This is a genomic window from Pantoea sp. SGAir0184 (assembly GCF_043544755.1).
Window position 1 is genome coordinate 885,700 of the sequence record NZ_CP028050.1, and the last position, 14,867, is coordinate 900,566.

A 14,867-nucleotide genomic window follows, 5' to 3' on the forward strand; every position below is an offset into this window, starting at 1 on the left:
GGCAGTCGGCTGCCGCTTATGAATCACCGAACTGCACAGCGTTGTCCCTACCCATCGCGACCCTGTGCGCACCCGGTAACGTCACTGCAAAACCCGCCCCGGCACCATTATTGTGCATCGCTGCACCCAAATTGCCCTTCATTTGATTTATTCTAATTTCAGGCCTCAATTCGCATTACTTTAACTAATCCAAAATGTTTCTCGCCCCCGAACCATTTCCCTTGTCTGCGGCACGGCTTCCATTATTCGGCTGAATTACTGCGCAACAGGTGAATTATATGCGCGGTAAATCACATAAATGCAGTGAGATATGCTGGCGTGGCTGCCGGGGCAGCACAAAGGATGATAAGGTTTCACCCTCGTTTTCCTTATGGTTAATTGCCGTATTCGGTGGTAACTTCAGCGTAAAGAGAACGTTTGCGTCGCTCAAAACTGACGGCGCAGGCGCGTCACACTCACTTGTCTTCACAGGATGGTTATGACTCAGCAAACGCCTCTATTCGAACAGCATCAGGCCTGCGGTGCCCGCATGGTGGACTTCCACGGCTGGATGATGCCGCTGCACTACGGCTCGCAAATGGATGAACACCACGCGGTGCGCAACGATGCCGGAATGTTTGACGTTTCCCACATGACCATTGTCGATCTGCACGGCGCGCGCACCCGTGAATTTCTGCGTTACCTGCTAGCCAACGACGTCGCCAAACTGACTCAGCCCGGCAAAGCCCTCTATACCGGCATGCTGAATGCTTCAGCTGGCGTCATTGATGACTTAATTGTTTACTTTATGAGCGAGGATTTCTTCCGCCTGGTGGTCAACTCCGCCACGCGCGAGAAGGATCTGGCGTGGATCGCTGAGCATGCGCAGCCGTTTGGGGTTGCGCTCACCGAGCGTGACGATCTGGCGCTGATCGCCGTTCAGGGACCGAACGCGCAGCAAAAAGCACAGAGCCTGTTTAGCGCGGCACAGCGTGACGCGGTTGCAGGCATGAAGCCGTTCTTTGGCGTACAGGCCGGCGATCTGTTTATCGCCACGACCGGTTATACCGGTGAAGCCGGTTATGAAATCGCCCTGCCTGCCGCTCAGGCCGCAGATTTCTGGCAGCAGCTGCTGGCCGCGGGCGTGAAACCAGCCGGACTGGGCGCACGCGATACGCTGCGTCTCGAAGCTGGCATGAATCTGTATGGTCAGGAGATGGATGAAGGCGTTTCGCCGCTGGCCGCCAACATGGGCTGGACCATCAGCTGGGAGCCCGGCGACCGTGATTTCATTGGCCGTGAAGCGCTGGAAGCGCAGCGCGAGAACGGCACGGAAAAACTGGTCGGGCTGGTGATGACCGAAAAAGGCGTGCTGCGTAACGGTCTGACGGTGCGCTTTACCGATGCGCAGGGCCAGCCGCAGCAGGGCATCATTACCAGCGGCTCCTTCTCGCCAACGCTGGGCTATAGCATTGCGCTGGCGCGCGTGCCGGCCAGTATCGGTGAGCAGGCGATTGTTGAAATCCGCAATCGTGAAATGCCGGTGAAAGTGACTAAACCTATTTTTGTTCGCGCCGGCAAGCCGGTCGCTCAGTAATTTTTTTTCAGGAGAAATGGCGATGAGCAATGTGCCAAATGAATTGAAGTACCGTGATAGCCACGAGTGGGTGCGTAAAGAAGCTGACGGTACGTTTACCGTGGGCATCACCGAACACGCGCAGGAACTGCTGGGCGACATGGTGTTTGTCGACCTGCCTGACGTGGGCGCCAGCTTTGCCGTCGGTGACGACTGTGCGGTAGCCGAATCCGTGAAAGCGGCATCGGATATCTATGCCCCGCTGAGCGGTGAAATCGTGGCGGTCAACGAAGAGCTGGGCGATGCCCCGGAGCTGGTGAACAGCGAACCGTACGCCGCCGGCTGGCTGTTCCGCATCAAAGCCAGCGACGAGTCCGAGCTCGACGCGATGCTCGATGCCGAGGCCTATAAAAAGTCCATCGACGAGTAACCGGTAGTCTCGGAAGGTGCCGCACTGCGGTGCCTTCTTTTTTATCTGCCTGATTTAATGCCATTTTGTCACCCAGCCCGATTCAGGATGTACTGTAAATGACCCAGACTCTCAGCCAGCTCGAACATAACGGTGCTTTTATTGAGCGCCATATCGGTCCTGATGCCGCGCAGCAGGCCACCATGCTGGAAGCGATTGGTGCCAGCTCGCTGGCTTCGCTGATCGCTTCAATTGTGCCTGCTGATATCCAGCTGCCAGGCCCGCCGGCGGTAGGCGATGCCGCGACTGAACAGCAGGCGCTGGCAGAGCTGAAAGCCATTGCCAGCCAGAATCAGCGTTACAAATCCTGGATTGGAATGGGTTACAGCGCCGTGATCACCCCGCCGGTGATTCTGCGCAACATGCTGGAAAACCCGGGCTGGTACACGGCGTACACGCCGTATCAGCCGGAAGTGTCGCAGGGCCGTCTGGAAGCGCTGCTCAATTTCCAGACCCTGACGCTCGATCTCACCGGGCTGGATATCGCTTCAGCTTCGCTGCTGGATGAAGCCACCGCGGCCGCCGAAGCGATGGCGATGGCTAAACGCGTCAGCAAGCTGAAAAACGCGACCAAATTCTTTATCGCCGATGACATCCATCCGCAAACGCTGGATGTGGTGCGCACCCGCGCTGAAACCTTTGGCTTTGAGCTGATTATTGATCGCGCCGAAAAAGCCCGCGAGCACGACGATCTGTTTGGCGTGCTGCTGCAGCAGGTCGGTACCAGCGGAGAAGTGCACGACTACCGTGAACTGATTGCTGAGCTGAAAAGCCGCAAAGTGGTGGTGAGCGTGGCGGCGGATTTCATGGCGCTGGTGCAGCTGGAAGCGCCGGGCAAACAGGGTGCTGATATCGTCTTTGGTTCCGCCCAGCGCTTTGGCGTACCGATGGGCTACGGCGGTCCGCACGCGGCCTTCTTTGCCAGCCGTGATGAGCACAAGCGCTCCATGCCGGGCCGTATCATCGGTGTGTCACGCGATGCCGCAGGTAACACTGCACTGCGCATGGCGATGCAGACGCGCGAACAGCATATCCGCCGTGAGAAAGCCAACTCCAACATCTGTACCTCACAGGTGCTGCTGGCGAATATCGCCGGCCTGTACGCGGTTTACCATGGCCCGGCCGGACTGAAGCGCATCGCCTCGCGCATTCACCGTCTGACCTCGATTCTGGCAGCAGGCCTGCAAAACGGCGGCCTGAAGCTGCGCCATCACAGCTGGTTCGATACGCTGACCGTTGAAGTCGCGGACAAAGCGGCGGTGCTGAACCGTGCGCTGAGCTTCGGCGTCAATCTGCGCAGCGATATCCTCAATGCGGTTGGTATCACGCTGGATGAAACCACCACGCGTGAAGACGTGCTGGCGCTGTTTGCCATTCTGCTGGGTGACGCGCACGGTCAGGATATCGAGGCGCTGGACGCCGCGGTGGCGGCGGAAAACAGCGCTATTCCGGCAGGCCAGCAGCGTACCAGCGAATTCCTTACCCATCCGGTGTTCAACCGTCATCACAGCGAAACTGAGATGATGCGCTACATGCACAGCCTGGAGAAAAAGGATCTGGCGCTGAATCAGGCGATGATCCCGCTCGGCTCATGCACCATGAAACTGAATGCCGCCGCCGAAATGATTCCGATCACCTGGCCGGAATTTGCTGAACTGCACCCGTTCTGCCCGGCAGAGCAGGCGAGCGGTTATCTGCAGATGATCGGTCAGCTGTCCCAGTGGCTGGTCCAGCTCACCGGTTACGATGCGCTGTGCATGCAGCCGAACTCTGGTGCGCAGGGCGAATACGCCGGTCTGCTGGCCATCCGTCGCTATCATGAGAGCCGTAATGAAGCGGGCCGCACGATCTGTCTGATCCCGAGCTCGGCGCACGGCACCAACCCGGCGTCCGCGCAGATGGCGGGCATGGCGGTGGTGGTGGTGGCCTGTGATAAGCAGGGCAACATCGATCTCGGCGATCTGCGTGAAAAAGCAGCGCAGGCCGGTGACGCGCTGTCGTGCATCATGGTGACCTACCCGTCGACGCACGGCGTCTACGAAGAGACCATTCGCGAAGTGTGCCAGATCGTGCATCAGTACGGCGGCCAGGTGTACCTCGACGGCGCAAACATGAACGCGCAGGTTGGGATCACCACGCCTGGCTACATTGGCGCTGACGTGTCGCATCTCAACCTGCACAAAACCTTCTGCATTCCGCACGGCGGTGGCGGTCCGGGCATGGGGCCGATCGGGGTGAAGGCGCATCTGGCGCCATTCGTACCGGGCCACAGCGTGGTGCAGATTGACGGCGTGCTGACCCAGCAGGGCGCGGTTTCTGCGGCGCCGTTCGGCAGCGCATCTATTCTGCCCATCAGCTGGATGTACATTCGCATGATGGGTGCCGAAGGGCTGAAGCAGGCCAGCTCGGTGGCGATTCTCAACGCCAACTACATCGCCAGCCGGCTGCAGTCGGCGTACCCGATTCTGTACGCCGGCCGCGACGGTCGCGTGGCACATGAGTGCATTCTCGACATTCGTCCGCTGAAAGAGCAGACCGGCATCAGCGAGCTGGATATCGCGAAACGCCTGATCGACTATGGCTTCCATGCGCCGACCATGTCGTTCCCGGTCGCCGGCACGCTGATGGTCGAGCCGACCGAATCCGAGAGCAAAATCGAGCTGGACCGCTTTATTGACGCGATGCTGGCGATCCGCATGGAAATCGATCGCGTAGCCGACGGTGAATGGCCGGCTGACGACAACCCGCTGGTGAATGCACCGCATACCCAGATGGAAATCGTCGGCGACTGGACTCATCCGTACAGCCGCGAGCTGGCGGTCTTCCCGGCCGGCAGCGCCAACAAATACTGGCCGACCGTTAAGCGTCTCGACGATGTGTTTGGCGATCGCAATGTGTTCTGTTCATGCGTTCCGATGAGCGAATACCAGTAATTTGCAGGCGTAATCCAAACCCTTCAGTAATACTAAAGGCCAATTTGTCGGCCTTTTTTTATGGGAGAAGCATATGAATCTGGCACTGGTCACCGGCGGTAGCCGCGGAATTGGACGGGCAACATCGCTGCTGCTGGCGCAGGCGGGTTATCGCGTGGCAATCAATTTCCGGCAGCGCGCAGCAGAAGCGTTGCAGGTGGTAGCAGATATCGAAGCGCAGGGCGGCAGCGCGTTTGCCTTACAGGCGGATATTGCCGATGAAGCGCAGGTGGTGCGCATGTTCCGCCAGCTGGATCAGCAGCCGTGCGCGCTGCGCGTGCTGGTGAATAACGCCGGTATTCTCTTCTCCCAGTGCCGGGTTGAGGATCTGGATGCTGCGCGCATTCAGCGCGTGCTGGCAACCAACGTCACCGGCACGTTTATCTGCTGCCGCGAAGCGGTAAAACGCATGAGCACCGCACACGGCGGCCAGGGCGGCGCCATTGTTAACGTCTCGTCAGCGGCCGCGCGTACCGGCTCGCCCAATGAGTATGTCGATTATGCGGCGTCGAAAGGCGCGATGGACACGCTGACCAGAGGATTGTCACTGGAAGTGGCGGCGCAGGGGATTCGCGTCAATAGCGTGCGGCCAGGGCTGATCTACACCGATATGCATGCCGACGGCGGCGAGCCGGGGCGCGTTGATCGTCTCGCGGCATCGCTGCCGATGCAGCGCGGCGGCCAGGCGGAGGAGGTCGCTGCCGCCATCGCCTGGCTGGCCAGTGACGCCGCTTCCTACGTCACCGGCAGCTTTATTGATGCATCAGGCGGCCGTTGAGCCGCACTTCACAGCCTGTCTGCGCACGGCGCACATTTATACGTCGCGCGCCATTAGCGGTTACAGCACTTCACCATTGCTGGCAATCACCTGCTGATACCAGGCGAAACTCTTCTTCTTCGAACGGGCAAAGCTGCCGCTGCCGTCATCGTTTTTATCGACGTGGATAAAGCCGTAGCGCTTGCTGTACTGGCCGGTGGTAAAGGAGACGCAGTCGATGCAGCCCCACGGCGTATAGCCCAGCAGATCAACGCCATCCAGCGCCACCGCTTTTTTCATCTCTTCGATGTGCGCGCGCAGATAATCAATGCGGTAGTCATCTTCGATTACGCCCTCAGCATTGGCTTTATCAATGGCACCAAAGCCGTTCTCAACGATAAACAGCGGCTTCTGGTAGCGCTCATACAGCGCATTCAGCACGTAGCGCAGGCCGACCGGATCAATCTGCCAGCCCCAGTCAGACGCTTTCACATGCGGGTTAGGCACTACGCCGTCGAAGCCGGTGATCGGGTCGTCGACGCCGCTGGCTTTGGTGTCCACCGCGTTGCTCATGTAGTAGCTGAAACCGATGTAGTCGCAGCAGCCCTGACGCAGCGTTTCGGCGTCATCGGCTTCCATCGCAATGTGATAGCCCTTGCGCGCCCACTCTTTCAGCGTATAAGCCGGGTACGCGCCGCGCATCTGCACGTCGCTGAACACGTAGCGCTGATGCATCGACTCCTGCGCGCGCATCACGTCGTCTGGATGGCAGGAGAACGGATAGACCGGTACCATGGCGATCATGCAGCCAATCTGGAAATCCGGGTTGATTTCGTGGCCGCGCTTCACCACTTTGGCACTGGCAACGAACTGGTGATGCATCACCTGATACATCGTCTGCTCCGGCTTTTCATGCTCTGTGAATACGACGCCGGAGCAGCAGTAGCCGAACAGCGGATACTGCCAGTTGCGCTGGTTATTGATTTCATTGAAGGTCATCCAGTACTTCACCTTGTGGCGATAGCGCGTCATCACCACGTCACTGAAGCGCACAAAGAAATCGACCACTTTGCGATTAGCCCAGCCGCCGTACTCTTTAACCAGATGATAAGGCATCTCAAAGTGCGACAGGGTGATCACCGGTTCGATGCCATATTTCAGCAGTTCATCAAACAGGTCATCGTAAAATTGCAGGCCGGCTTCATTGGGCTGCAGTTCATCGCCGTTGGGGAAAATGCGCGTCCAGGCAATCGAGGTGCGGAAGCATTTGAAACCCATCTCAGCAAACAGCGCCACGTCCTGTTTGTAGTGTGAATAGAATTCCACCGCCTGATGGTTGGGATAGTGCTGGCCGGGCTGGACGCCGGGCGTGATGACGCGATCAACGCCGTGTGCGCCGCCGGTGAGAACATCGGCGATGCTGACGCCTTTGCCGCCCTGATCCCAGCCGCCCTCAACCTGATGGGCTGCCACCGCGCCGCCCCAGAGAAATCCGTTGGGTAACTGCAATCCTTCATTCATTTCAATACCTCGTCACGCTGTTGGCGAAAATAACACTGCCCGCAGTGTAACAACTGAAATAGCAAAGTCACGCTATAACACCGGCGCGGAAATGTGACTTGTTACCGCCAAAAAACAGGCTGTTTTATACTTGCGTGAGGCGGGCAATATAACGGCCCAGCGTCTCCAGAATATAAATGACCGGTACCTGGGTGGTAATATCGTAGCGGTCAGGCAGTTTCTCCTGCGGCACATGATAGGAGAGATTGAAATCCGCCATTTTCGCCAGCGAGCAGTTGTCGTGATTGGTGATGGAGATGATTTTACAGTGATGCAGACTGAACTGACTGGCAAAGCGCAGGATCTCTTCGGTTTCGCCAGAGACGGATAAAATAATCGCCAGCGCATTTTCCCAGGCGCTCTTACTCACCGGGTAATAAGGATCATCGATGTGATGACTGAATTTACCAATATTAGAAAAATAGCGTGCACCATATTTGCCGAGACTGCCTGAAGTACCGGCACCAATAAAGAAAATGTGCTCAGCCTCAATAATCATTTGCGCCGCGGTGGCAATCTGCTGATCAAATTCTGCGTTATTGATGCTTTTAAAAAAGCTCAGCATTTCTCCGACGCCGGAGGGCAGCAGCACCGGCGCGCTTTGCTCCTGCGCCAGGCGAAAACGGATGCGGAATTCTGACCAGCCGTCACAGTGCATTTTGCGGCAGAAGCGCAGCACCGTGGTGGTCGAGACGCCCGCCTGCGCCGCCAGTTCACGGATGGTCATATAACTGACACTTTCCCGGTGTTTGATGATGAAGTGATAAACCTGCATCTCAAGGTCATTCAAACGGGACAGGTCGCTGTGTGAAAACATTCGGGCGGCGCTCACGGCAAAAAGAAGCCTCAGTGTAACAGATTGGTTTGCCGCTGGGTTGTCACACCTCTTCACAGAATAATTTTAGCGTACATGTGTACTCTGAAATTGTTCTTCGCTACTCTGGTGCACAGAAAAAGCACAACTTTCGTTACGATGTTCAGGAATCCGACGCCATGGTACAGAACCGACTTATTGCCCAGGGCTATTCACTGGCCGAAGAGATCGCCAACAGCATCAGCCACGGCCTGGGCTGTGTGTTTGGCATCGTGGGGCTGGTGTTGCTGTTGACCCAGGCCGTTGAAATGCAGGCGAATATCACTGCCATTACCAGCTATAGCCTGTACGGTGGCAGCATGATTCTGCTGTTCCTCGCCTCGACGCTGTATCACGCCATTCCGCATCAGCGTGCCAAATACTGGCTGAAGAAATTTGACCACTGCGCCATCTATTTGCTGATCGCCGGGACTTACACGCCGTTTCTGCTGGTCGGGCTGCAATCGCCGCTGGCGCAGGGATTGATGGTGGTGATCTGGAGTCTGGCGCTAGCGGGCATCATCTTTAAGCTGACCATTGCGCATCGCTTTAAAGTGCTGTCGCTGGTGACCTATCTCAGCATGGGCTGGCTGTCGCTGGTAGTGATTTATCAGCTGGCAACCAAACTGTCGGCCGGCGGCGTCTGGCTGTTGGCGGCGGGCGGGATTGTCTATTCACTCGGGGTAATTTTCTATGTGTCGCGCCGTATCCCGTACAATCATGCCATCTGGCACGGTTTCGTGCTGGGCGGCAGCGTGCTGCACTTTTGCGCCATCTATTTTTACGTGATGTAACAAGGCCAGGGTCGCCACTGATGGCGACCCTGCGGCATACCAGCCGTAACCGTTACTCTTCCAGCGAATAGGGCAGCGGCTGAATGGTCAGCTTACCGTTTTCATCGCCTTCAACGCGCAGCACGCTATCCGGCTCCAGATCGTTGTTCAGCACCGCCTGCACCCACACGCTGCCATCATCCAGCTGTACGCCGCTCAGCACCGTGCCGGTGCGACGCCATTTGTCGCCCATCTGCAACTCCAGCGAACTGGCCGCGTCCGGTACTTTGCTGGCGCTGCCCGCCAGCCAGTAGAGCGCACGTTTGTTGGCGCCGCGGAATTTTGCGCGCGCCACCATCTCCTGGCCGGTATAACAGCCTTTTTTAAAGCTGATGGCATCCAGCGCCTGCAGGTTGGTGGCCTGCGGAATCAGCTGCGCCGTGGTGGCGCTGTCGATCACCGGCACGCCCGCCGCAATATCCAGCGCCAGCCACTGCGTGCTGTCATTCAGTTGCGCTTCCCCGGCCAGCTTCTGCTGCAGCGCTTCGGCCTGCGCCGGCGTGGTGACCAGCAGAAAACGTTCGGCCGGTTCGGCGAACCACAGCAGGGTGGTGTCATCCTGCTGCACCACTGGGATTGTGGCATCCGGCAGCGTGGCGAAAACGTTAGCCAGCGCGGCGCGCGCCTGAAAACCGGCAACGCCGAGCAGGACCGCGTCATCATCGGCCGCAATGGTCACTTTGGCGAACACCGCATACTTCTTCAGTTCGGTCACCTGCTGCTCGCGCAGATTGCGGCGCACCAGGTAGGCATAACCTTCTCCACGATGGAACAGACGCAGATTGCTCCACATTTTACCTTTGGCATCACAGTGCGCCGCCGGGCGATGCTGCGCTGCGTCCAACGCCGCCACGTCCAGCGTCAGCTGACCCTGCAAATAAGAGGTGCTGTCTTTGCCCTGCACCGATACCAGCGCCCACTCGTCGAGCGACATCAGCGTTAAAGGCAGGCGCGACGCCGCAGCGGGCTGGCGAGGCGGAAGGGTGAAAATCGGCATGAGTCCGTCCTGATCAATAAGGTTTATCCAGTAATATGCTTACCAATGTTAAAAGAGCAGTGCGCCATTGCAACCTGTTTGCGGAATCTGGCGCACAAATCGCGTGATAACCCTGTAACCGGTGGCATTGCTGTGCGTCATCGCGCGCAGCGTCTGGTTGCACGCCTGCAGCGCGGCGAAAAAGCAGGTACACTGAGCGCCACTGTTATCAGCTGTGGAAGAAGACACATGGATATTCATGACAAAGCGCGCGTCCAGTGGGCATGCCGTCGCGGCATGCTGGAGCTGGATGTCTCGATCATGCCGTTCTTTAAATATGAGTATGATTCGCTGAGCGACAGCGACAAGCAGGTATTTGTCGCGCTGCTAAAGAGCGACGATCCGGACCTGTTTAACTGGATGATGAACCACGGCGAACCGGCCGATCCCGAGTTCAAACGCATGGTGAAACTGATTCAGCAGCGCAACCGTGAACGCGGGCCGGTGGCAATGTAATCTGCGCGCGTCACGCAGCGCGCGGGCGCTGAATGTGACGCTGTTCGGGCTGGGTGGCGCGCTGTTGCTGAGCTGTCGCTGGCCGGCGGGCTGGGCCTGGGTTCAGATCGCGGTAGTGATTCTGCTGACACTGCAGTACTGGCGTAACGCGCGTCGCCTGCAGCAGCGCTGCGGAGCGCTCATGCTGGATGACAAGGGTGACTGGTACTGGCGCGGTGAGCGCTGGCAGGCGCAACGGCAGCCAGACTGGCTACCGTGGGGCGTGTTGCTGGTGCTGCGTAACCGGCGCGGGCAACGCTGGCGGCTATGGCTGCTGCACGACAGCATGCCGCCCGACGCGTGGCGCGCGTTACGCGCCCGCTGTTTTTTGCTGGATGGCGCGACGCCGCATTAAAGCAGCGCGGCGGTTTCGGTCAGAATCTGTTCGCACCACTGCTCGACGCGCTCTTCGCTCAGCTCAAACTGATTAACGTCGTCGAGCGCCAGACCGACAAACTGCTGACCATCGGCGGTCAGCGGTTTTTTACTGGTAAACTGGTAGCCGTCGAGCGGCCAGTAACCGACAAACTGCACGCCCATCGGCAGCAGCAGTTCGTACAGCATACCCAGCGCATCGAGGAACCATTCGCTGTACTCGACCTGGTCGCCCATGCCGTACAGCGCCACAATTTTGCCCTGCAGGTTGAGTGCTGGCAGCTGTTGCCACACCGCTTCCCAGTCCTCCTGCAGTTCGCCGAAATCCCAGGTCGGAATACCGAGAATCAGTAAATCGTACTGCTCCATCAGCGACGGATCGTCATCTTTCAGGTTATGCAGTGTGACTAATTCTTCACCGATAAAGTCGCGGATTTTCTCCGCCGTCATCTCGGTGTAACAGGTACTGGAACCGTAAAACAGACCGATATTCATGCAATTAATGCTCTGACTGAAACTCACTCTGGCGCAATTGTACCAGAAGCAGGCCAGTTTCAGGCATAATGAGCACGATTTCACACGGCGAGGGGCAACAGTGCAGGACAGCGATCTGATAGAACAGTTTCTCGACGCGCTCTGGATTGAGCGCAACCTGGCGCAGAACACGCTGGCGTCCTATCGTCAGGATTTGCAGACGCTCACTGCCTGGCTGCACCACCATGAGCGCACGCTGCTGACGCTGGAAGCCGCTGATTTACAGCAGTTTCTGGCTGAGCGGATTGAGGGCGGTTACAAAGCCACCAGCTCAGCGCGTACTCTGAGCGCGATGCGCCGTCTGTTTCAGTATCTGTACCGCGAAAAGCTGCGCAGTGACGATCCCAGCGCGCTGTTATCAGCGCCGAAATTGCCGCAGCGCCTGCCAAAAGACCTGTCAGAAAATCAGGTCGAGCGCCTGTTACAGGCGCCGGCGACGGACATACCGCTTGAACTGCGTGACAAAGCGATGCTGGAGCTGCTGTACGCTACCGGGCTGCGCGTCTCTGAGCTGGTCGGTCTGACGTTGAGTGATGTCAGCCTGCGTCAGGGCGTGGTGCGCGTCATCGGTAAAGGCAATAAAGAGCGGCTGGTGCCATTAGGTGAAGAAGCAATTTACTGGCTGGAGCACTATATGGAACATGGGCGGCCGTGGCTGCTAAACGGGCAGACCATTGACGTGCTGTTCCCCAGCAACCGCGCGCAGCAGATGACACGCCAGACCTTCTGGCATCGCATCAAACACTATGCCACCCTTGCCGGCATCGACAGCGAAAAGCTGTCACCGCACGTGCTGCGCCACGCATTTGCCACACATTTACTGAACCATGGTGCCGATTTACGCGTCGTACAGATGTTGCTGGGGCACAGCGACCTGTCGACCACCCAGATTTACACGCACGTGGCGACTGAGCGCCTGCGTCAGTTACATCAACAGCATCATCCGCGCGCCTGAGCAGCGGCAACAAGGATTTGAGATGAAAAAAACCGTTACGACGCTGGCTCTGCTGGTCAGCGCCTTTTCTGCGCTGGCCCATGCCGATGACAGCGCGATTCAGCAATCACTGAAAAAACTGGGTATGCAGCAGGCGGAAATCCAGCCGTCGCCGCTGCCGGGTATCAAAACGGTGATGACCGAAAGCGGTGTGCTGTACGTCACCGAAGACGGCAAGCACATGATTCAGGGCCCGCTGTACGATGTCAGCGGCGCGCAGCCGGTTAATGTCACCAATCAGCTGCTGGAGAAAAAAGTCGCCGCGCTGGCACCGGAAATGATTGTCTACAAAGCGCCGAAAGAGCAGCACGTGATCACCGTGTTCACCGACATCACCTGCGGTTACTGCCGCAAGCTGCACGAGCAGATGGCTGACTACAACGCGCTGGGCATCACCGTGCGCTATCTGGCGTTCCCGCGTGAAGGCCTGCACGGCCAGGTGGAGAAAGCCATGACCGCCATCTGGTGCAGCGCCGATCGCAACAAGGCGTTTGATGCCGCAATGAAAGGCGACGCACCGCAAATGGATGCGCCGGCGAGCTGCAAAATCAATCTCGATCAGCACTACAAGCTGGGCATTCTGTTTGGTATTCAGGGCACGCCCGCCATCCTCACCGACAGCGGCATGATGATTCCTGGCTACCAGGGACCGCAGGAGCTGAAGCAGGTACTGGACGGCCAGAAGCGTGGTGGTTAAGACACAGTGATGCACTCTGTAGAATTGCGTCGGCGTGAAGCCCAGGCCGACGCGCAGTTACCCGATGATTTACCGCCGCTGCTGCGTCGTCTCTACCTGCAGCGCGGTGTCAAAGACGCCGCCGAACTGGAACGCGGCGCGAAATTCCTGCTGCCGTGGCAAAGCCTTGGCGGCATTGAGCGCGCCGTGACGCTGCTGCACCAGATGCTGCAGCAGCAACGCCGTATCGTGGTGGTGGGCGATTTCGATGCCGATGGTGCCACCAGCACTGCGCTCACCGTACTGGCGCTGCGCAGCATGGGCGGCAACGTCGATTATCTGGTGCCGAACCGCTTTGAGGACGGCTATGGCCTGAGCCCGGAAGTGGTGGAGCAGGCGCGCGCGCGTGGCGCGGAGCTGATCCTCACCGTGGATAACGGCATTTCGTCGCACGCGGGCGTCGATACCGCACACCAGCACGGGATTCCGGTACTGATCACCGATCACCACCTGCCGGGCGAAACGCTGCCGGCGGCCGAGGCCATCGTTAACCCTAACCTGAGCGACAGCGCATTCCCGTCACGTTCGCTGGCGGGCGTCGGCGTGGCGTTTTATCTGATGCTGGCGCTGCGTGCCCATCTGCGTCAGCAGAGCTGGTTCAGCGACGGACGCAGTGAACCCAATCTGGCCGAACTGCTGGATCTGGTGGCGCTCGGTACCGTGGCCGACGTGGTGCCGCTGGATGCCAACAACCGCATTCTGGTGTGGCAGGGGCTGAGCCGCATCCGCGCCGGTAAATGCCGTGCCGGCATCCGCGCGCTGCTGGAGATTGCTAACCGCGATGCGCGTCAGCTGGCGGCCAGCGATCTCGGTTTTGCCGTCGGGCCACGCCTCAATGCTGCCGGCCGGCTGGACGATATGTCGGTTGGTGTTGCGCTGCTGCTGACGGAAGATATTGCCCAGGCGCGCATGCTGGCCAGCGAACTTGATGCGCTCAATCAGACGCGCAAAGAGATTGAGCAGGGCATGAAGAGCGAAGCGCTGGCACTGTGCGATGAGCTGGAGCGCCAGCATCGCGATCTGCCGCTCGGGCTGGCGTTTTATCACCCGGAGTGGCATCAGGGCGTGGTTGGCATCCTCGCGTCACGCCTGAAAGAGCGCTTCCACCGTCCGGTCATCGCCTTCGCGCCCGCCGGTGACGGCACGCTGAAGGGCTCTGGCCGTTCGATTGCCGGGCTGCACCTGCGCGACGCGCTGGAACGTATCGACACGCTCTATCCTGGGCTGATCATCAAATTTGGCGGGCACGCCATGGCGGCGGGGCTGTCGCTGGAAGAGGCGAAGTACGATGAGTTCCGCCAGCGCTTTGCTGCGCTGATCGACGAATGGCTGGAGGGCGAGGCGCTGCAGGGCGTGATGTGGTCCGATGGCGAACTGCATGCGCAGGAATTTACCCTGCACACCGCGGAAATGTTGCGGGAAGCCGGCCCCTGGGGCCAGGCGTTTCCGGAGCCGGTGTTCGACGGTCAGTTTAAGCTGTTGCAGCAGCGTCTGGTGGGCGAGCGTCACCTTAAGGTGATGGTCGAGCCGCTGGGTGGCGGCCCGTTACTGGATGGTATCGCTTTTAACGTCGACACCAGCCTGTGGCCAGACAGCAGCGTGCGTCAGGTGCAGCTGGCCTACAAGCTGGATATCAACGAATACCGCGGCAATCGCTCGGTACAGCTGATCATCGACCATATCTGGCCGCAGTCGTAA

At 58.7% G+C, this 14,867-nt stretch carries 14 protein-coding genes; 10 read left to right on the top strand and 4 right to left on the bottom strand.

The window, feature by feature from the left end; genetic code table 11:
- Positions 1-478 precede the first annotated feature (478 nt).
- The 4 genes from gcvT (at position 479) to C1N60_RS04050 (ending at position 5,774) form a co-directional block, all read left to right on the top strand.
- Positions 479-1,576, top strand: coding sequence for a glycine cleavage system aminomethyltransferase GcvT (gene gcvT / locus C1N60_RS04035; RefSeq protein ID WP_372771865.1), 1,098 nt, complete (start codon positions 479-481; stop codon positions 1,574-1,576).
- Positions 1,577-1,598: 22 nt separating this feature from the next.
- Positions 1,599-1,985, top strand: a complete 387-nt coding sequence (gcvH, locus tag C1N60_RS04040; RefSeq protein WP_215481486.1) for a glycine cleavage system protein GcvH — start codon at positions 1,599-1,601, stop codon at positions 1,983-1,985.
- A 98-nt stretch (positions 1,986-2,083) separates the two neighbouring features.
- A complete protein-coding gene (gene gcvP, locus C1N60_RS04045) occupies positions 2,084-4,957 on the top strand; it encodes an aminomethyl-transferring glycine dehydrogenase (RefSeq protein ID WP_021506667.1) in 2,874 nt (957 codons plus the stop codon).
- Between the two features lie 73 nt (positions 4,958-5,030).
- Positions 5,031-5,774 (top strand): SDR family oxidoreductase, encoded by a 744-nt coding sequence (locus tag C1N60_RS04050; RefSeq protein WP_282954906.1) that lies wholly within the window; start codon positions 5,031-5,033, stop codon positions 5,772-5,774.
- Positions 5,775-5,834: 60 nt separating this feature from the next.
- Here C1N60_RS04050 and C1N60_RS04055 read toward each other — a convergent pair whose 3' ends face one another.
- Together C1N60_RS04055 and C1N60_RS04060 are read right to left on the bottom strand one after the other, a co-directional pair.
- Positions 5,835-7,274, bottom strand: a complete 1,440-nt coding sequence (locus C1N60_RS04055) for a 6-phospho-beta-glucosidase (RefSeq protein WP_058781311.1) — start codon at positions 7,272-7,274, stop codon at positions 5,835-5,837.
- Positions 7,275-7,398: 124 nt separating this feature from the next.
- Positions 7,399-8,130: a MurR/RpiR family transcriptional regulator gene (locus C1N60_RS04060; RefSeq protein ID WP_058757092.1), complete on the bottom strand. Its 732-nt coding sequence runs from the start codon at positions 8,128-8,130 to the stop codon at positions 7,399-7,401.
- Positions 8,131-8,306: 176 nt separating this feature from the next.
- Between C1N60_RS04060 and C1N60_RS04065 the strand changes: the two genes are divergently transcribed.
- Positions 8,307-8,960: a PAQR family membrane homeostasis protein TrhA gene (locus C1N60_RS04065; protein ID WP_021506671.1), complete on the top strand. Its 654-nt coding sequence runs from the start codon at positions 8,307-8,309 to the stop codon at positions 8,958-8,960.
- A gap of 52 nt (positions 8,961-9,012) precedes the next feature.
- Here the strand turns inward: C1N60_RS04065 and ygfZ are convergent, their stop codons facing one another.
- Positions 9,013-9,996 carry a tRNA-modifying protein YgfZ gene (ygfZ, locus tag C1N60_RS04070; RefSeq protein ID WP_394521425.1) on the bottom strand — a complete coding sequence of 328 codons (984 nt, stop codon included), beginning with the start codon at positions 9,994-9,996 and terminating at the stop codon, positions 9,013-9,015.
- Between the two features lie 228 nt (positions 9,997-10,224).
- Between ygfZ and sdhE the strand changes: the two genes are divergently transcribed.
- Together sdhE and C1N60_RS04080 are read left to right on the top strand one after the other, a co-directional pair.
- Positions 10,225-10,491 carry an FAD assembly factor SdhE gene (gene sdhE / locus C1N60_RS04075; RefSeq protein WP_010616925.1) on the top strand — a complete coding sequence of 89 codons (267 nt, stop codon included), beginning with the start codon at positions 10,225-10,227 and terminating at the stop codon, positions 10,489-10,491.
- Positions 10,466-10,885 (top strand): protein YgfX, encoded by a 420-nt coding sequence (locus C1N60_RS04080; protein ID WP_394521426.1) that lies wholly within the window; start codon positions 10,466-10,468, stop codon positions 10,883-10,885. The genes sdhE and C1N60_RS04080 overlap by 26 nt, the downstream gene beginning before the upstream one ends.
- Here the strand turns inward: C1N60_RS04080 and fldB are convergent.
- On the bottom strand, positions 10,882-11,400 hold the full coding sequence (gene fldB / locus C1N60_RS04085; RefSeq protein ID WP_394521427.1) for a flavodoxin FldB: 519 nt from the start codon (positions 11,398-11,400) through the stop codon (positions 10,882-10,884). The two genes, C1N60_RS04080 and fldB, sit on opposite strands and share 4 nt — an antisense overlap.
- A gap of 100 nt (positions 11,401-11,500) precedes the next feature.
- Between fldB and xerD the strand changes: the two genes are divergently transcribed.
- Genes xerD through recJ form a run of 3 tightly spaced genes read left to right on the top strand, consistent with a single transcriptional unit; the run spans position 11,501 to position 14,867 of the window.
- Complete coding sequence (gene xerD, locus C1N60_RS04090; protein ID WP_058757089.1) at positions 11,501-12,394, top strand: site-specific tyrosine recombinase XerD; 894 nt, start codon at positions 11,501-11,503, stop codon at positions 12,392-12,394.
- A gap of 22 nt (positions 12,395-12,416) precedes the next feature.
- Complete coding sequence (gene dsbC, locus C1N60_RS04095; protein ID WP_021506677.1) at positions 12,417-13,130, top strand: bifunctional protein-disulfide isomerase/oxidoreductase DsbC; 714 nt, start codon at positions 12,417-12,419, stop codon at positions 13,128-13,130.
- Between the two features lie 9 nt (positions 13,131-13,139).
- The gene (gene recJ, locus C1N60_RS04100) at positions 13,140-14,867 is read left to right on the top strand and encodes a single-stranded-DNA-specific exonuclease RecJ (protein WP_211726626.1); all 1,728 of its coding nucleotides are present in this window, start codon (positions 13,140-13,142) and stop codon (positions 14,865-14,867) included.

Bases quoted from the DNA above. Each gene is read 5' to 3' on its own strand.
- C1N60_RS04060 (WP_058757092.1), bottom strand. From the start codon at position 8,130: ATGTTTTCACACAGCGACCTGTCCCGTTTGAATGACCTTGAGATGCAG.
- recJ (WP_211726626.1), top strand. From the start codon at position 13,140: ATGCACTCTGTAGAATTGCGTCGGCGTGAAGCCCAGGCCGACGCGCAG.
- ygfZ (WP_394521425.1), bottom strand. From the start codon at position 9,996: ATGCCGATTTTCACCCTTCCGCCTCGCCAGCCCGCTGCGGCGTCGCGC.
- C1N60_RS04065 (WP_021506671.1), top strand. From the start codon at position 8,307: ATGGTACAGAACCGACTTATTGCCCAGGGCTATTCACTGGCCGAAGAG.
- sdhE (WP_010616925.1), top strand. From the start codon at position 10,225: ATGGATATTCATGACAAAGCGCGCGTCCAGTGGGCATGCCGTCGCGGC.
- fldB (WP_394521427.1), bottom strand. From the start codon at position 11,400: ATGAATATCGGTCTGTTTTACGGTTCCAGTACCTGTTACACCGAGATG.
- dsbC (WP_021506677.1), top strand. From the start codon at position 12,417: ATGAAAAAAACCGTTACGACGCTGGCTCTGCTGGTCAGCGCCTTTTCT.
- gcvH (WP_215481486.1), top strand. From the start codon at position 1,599: ATGAGCAATGTGCCAAATGAATTGAAGTACCGTGATAGCCACGAGTGG.
- gcvP (WP_021506667.1), top strand. From the start codon at position 2,084: ATGACCCAGACTCTCAGCCAGCTCGAACATAACGGTGCTTTTATTGAG.
- gcvT (WP_372771865.1), top strand. From the start codon at position 479: ATGACTCAGCAAACGCCTCTATTCGAACAGCATCAGGCCTGCGGTGCC.
- C1N60_RS04050 (WP_282954906.1), top strand. From the start codon at position 5,031: ATGAATCTGGCACTGGTCACCGGCGGTAGCCGCGGAATTGGACGGGCA.
- C1N60_RS04055 (WP_058781311.1), bottom strand. From the start codon at position 7,274: ATGAATGAAGGATTGCAGTTACCCAACGGATTTCTCTGGGGCGGCGCG.